The organism is Methanocalculus sp. (assembly GCF_029762515.1).
GTDB lineage: Archaea > Halobacteriota > Methanomicrobia > Methanomicrobiales > Methanocorpusculaceae > Methanocalculus.
The window spans coordinates 1-3,022 of sequence record NZ_JARVGN010000294.1; the positions used below are offsets into that span (position 1 = coordinate 1).

The following is a 3,022-nucleotide window of genomic DNA, read 5'->3' on the forward strand; positions in this document are numbered from 1 at the left end:
CATCCATGATGGCCCGCTGCCGGGGCGTCGGTGCTATTATCCCGGTTCCGGTAGTAGTGTGATCGGCAGTCCCCTCGTGTGTGCTGGCCGGCATGACGATGTGTGGGCTGCCCTTCACTGTTCTGCTCGAATACATTGCGCATCCTCCCTATCCACGATCTTCCAGACACCGATCCGTTCCATCGCATCGCCGATTCGCTCCAGGAACGGCGACTCCCGGACCAGGGCCTCGACCTGATCCGTGTACACAATACGGGGATTCCCCGGCGATGGAACACTCATGAGGAGAACCTCCTCTGCAGCAATCCATGCATGAACAGTGGGTTGATCAGGGTGTCATAAAGAGGTGAACCGGGCATCGTACAATAAACGTGGAAACGAATATCCGAAATTTCACGGCAAAAGCAAAAAAGAACCTTTTTCAAATCTTTGCGGAAATATTCACTTTGAAGGGATCACGAAATGGCAGAATTTCTCGACAACACAGCAATCAGTTCAGCGCTCGCCGACCTGATCAAAAACTCAGAAGAGCGTCTCTATCTGATCAGTCCATATATCCACCTGACGGCCATCAACAAGAAATATCTCCAGAATACCGATGGGAATAATTTAGAGATTTTTGTCATTCACCGCTCGGATGCGGCATTGAAGGATGAAGACAAACAATTCCTTCAAAGCTTAAACAACGTCACCATTTATGCCTGCGACGATTTGCACGCAAAATGCTATCTGAATGAAACTGTTGGCGTCATTTCAACCATGAATCTGTACGAGCACTCCCAGACGAGCAATTGGGAGATGGGGGTGAAATTCTCGAAAGAAGAAGATGCCAAGCTGTTCACCGACACTCTCAAAGAGATTTCACTTATTGTCGAAGCGAGCAAGAAAACATCCGAAACGAAAAGTGCTGAGAAACCGCACTATCAGAAACAATATACAGACCGGCCGAAAAAGCAGCAGACAATCAATCCAAACCTTAAGAAATCTCTTAAAAAGGGATTCCTGGGGAAGCTTGCGGACTCCGTTTTCGGCGAGGTTGGCTATTGTATCCGCTGCGGCGAGATGATCGATTATCGCCCGGAAAAGCCCTTCTGCAGCGAATGTTTTGCGTCCTGGGCGAAGTTTAAAAATCCAGACTACCGGGAGAAGTACTGCCATGTCTGTGGAGACAAAGCGGCAACCACAAAAGTGCGACCGGTCTGCAACGAATGCTACAATAAGCATTTCAGAAAATAATTTTTGAATTAAATCTCTTCTCCATTCCCATTCTCCCGCTGCGTGGTGTTGAGCATCATCTGCATCGCCTCGGGGTGATCCTTGATATCCCGCTTCAGCTCGCCCATGGTGGCCTCCGCCTCGGGGTTCAGGGCCCGGCCGCAGACCGTGCAGTAGTTGGAGAGCGGGCCGTTGATGGTGTAGCACTTGGGGCACTGGCGGGGGGCCATGGCGTTCTCCTGCTTGCGCGGCTTCTGCTTGACGCCCATCACGTTGAGCATCTCCGCATCGATGTCCCGCTCCGAGAGCACCACGTAGGTCTGGAAAAGCTCAGAGTCTCAATAAAAAAAATTCATAATTAGTTCATGCCCTTAATAGCCTGGCTGAGATACAATATTTTGAAGGGAGAAGTGTCCCAGTTCCACATCATCAAGATAAAACCGTACATACATGTAGTCCATTCCATCTGGGACTTCATACACCAATTCTCCTGACAATGTCTCTCCTTCATGAATATAATCGTTCAGAGGATTTTCAAGCACAGATTCGGTTTTTAATGTGTCCAATGGAACACAATAATCCCACAGATAATCTCCGGTTATAATCTGTAATGTTTCTTCATTCACCGGAAACTCATATCCTGAACCTTCGGGATTGACAACCGTAACATCAAGTATCAAAAATTTATCATATCCGAGATTTTGATGAGCTGGCGTTATACCACTAATGGTGTCAACAATTTTCACGGATTGGACTTCAACATAAGGATAAGCTGCAGTAATTAGCGTATCCAAGATTTCGATATTTTGTAGTTCATAAACGCCGAGAACTGTATTATCAGGGTTTCCATCAGGACACAACCAGAGAGATTTGTAGACCAGATCATCACGGACTTCATACAGCAATTCTCCTGATAATGTCTCTCCTTCATGAATATAACCACCCAGAGTATTTCCAAGCCCGTAATCCCTTTCGGATGGATCCATCCAATACATATAATCAGAACGACCTTTTGCAGTTTTAATCAGTAATGTTTCTTCATTCACCGGAAACTCATACCCTGAACCTTCGGGATTGACAATCGTAACATCAAGTATCAGAAATTCATCATATCCTTGATCTTTACCATATGGCACCATACCGTTGATTTTACCGGCAATATTTACGGAGTTGACTTCAACATAAGGTTTGGCAGAAGTTGGCGCATTCGAGGATGATCCATATCCCGGGGTGTTATCTCGCGTAGAACCCGTAATATCCGTAGTAAAATCGCTGATCTTTCCCTTCCCTATCGTGGATTCATCATCATCAATAATACTGATTCCCACGGGTTCTGCAATGTCTTCGAACGCAATAAAGAGCACATCTCCTGAAATGCTTTCCCCAGGCTGCAATAATCCATACTCAATCGGAGATACCTCATTGTCGAAAAAGAATCCCTCATATGATTTGTACCAATCACCAGTATCCGCCTTCAAAATTACATCATACCCTCCAGCCCCCTTGGTGGAAAGCCTCAAATGTGTATCATCAAGAAGTACAGGAGCACTGTCCTGTGGATTCTCAATCGTAACAGGAACGATAACAAATACATAATCATTTCCCGGAGGGGGTAATTCTTCGATATGATCCGTAACAACAGCGGATCCTGCTGTAATTATTGGCTTAGGTTCGGCTGTCGTATCAGTGCACCCGCAAAAAAGAGCAGATACAACCAATGCGATGATAATAATGAAAACCGGCCTTGTCATAAAAAATAATTGAATCTTTAATTTAAATGAGAATCGTTTTTTTATTCGTTTAGTGG

General features: G+C 45.5%; 4 protein-coding genes. 1 reads left to right on the forward strand and 3 read right to left on the reverse strand.

From position 1 onward, the window contains the following. Window positions 1–114 precede the first annotated feature (114 nt). Window positions 115–282: a hypothetical protein gene (locus QCH34_RS09840; protein WP_300333501.1), complete on the reverse strand. Its 168-nt coding sequence runs from the start codon at window positions 280–282 to the stop codon at window positions 115–117. Between the two features lie 180 nt (window positions 283–462). Here QCH34_RS09840 and QCH34_RS09845 point away from each other — a divergent pair, with 180 nt between their 5' ends. After that, window positions 463–1,236, forward strand: coding sequence for a phospholipase D-like domain-containing protein (locus tag QCH34_RS09845; protein WP_300333504.1), 774 nt, complete (start codon window positions 463–465; stop codon window positions 1,234–1,236). An 8-nt stretch (window positions 1,237–1,244) separates the two neighbouring features. On the opposite strand, the gene QCH34_RS09850 is transcribed toward QCH34_RS09845, so the two are convergent. Together QCH34_RS09850 and QCH34_RS09855 are read right to left on the reverse strand one after the other, a co-directional pair. Then, window positions 1,245–1,529, reverse strand: a complete 285-nt coding sequence (locus QCH34_RS09850; RefSeq protein ID WP_300333506.1) for a hypothetical protein — start codon at window positions 1,527–1,529, stop codon at window positions 1,245–1,247. A gap of 57 nt (window positions 1,530–1,586) precedes the next feature. Continuing rightward, window positions 1,587–3,022 (reverse strand): hypothetical protein (locus tag QCH34_RS09855; RefSeq protein ID WP_300333509.1); only part of this gene is annotated, 1,436 nt, incomplete at its 5' end.

Bases quoted from the DNA above. Each gene is read 5' to 3' on its own strand.
- QCH34_RS09840 (WP_300333501.1), bottom strand. From the start codon at position 282: ATGAGTGTTCCATCGCCGGGGAATCCCCGTATTGTGTACACGGATCAG.
- QCH34_RS09845 (WP_300333504.1), top strand. From the start codon at position 463: ATGGCAGAATTTCTCGACAACACAGCAATCAGTTCAGCGCTCGCCGAC.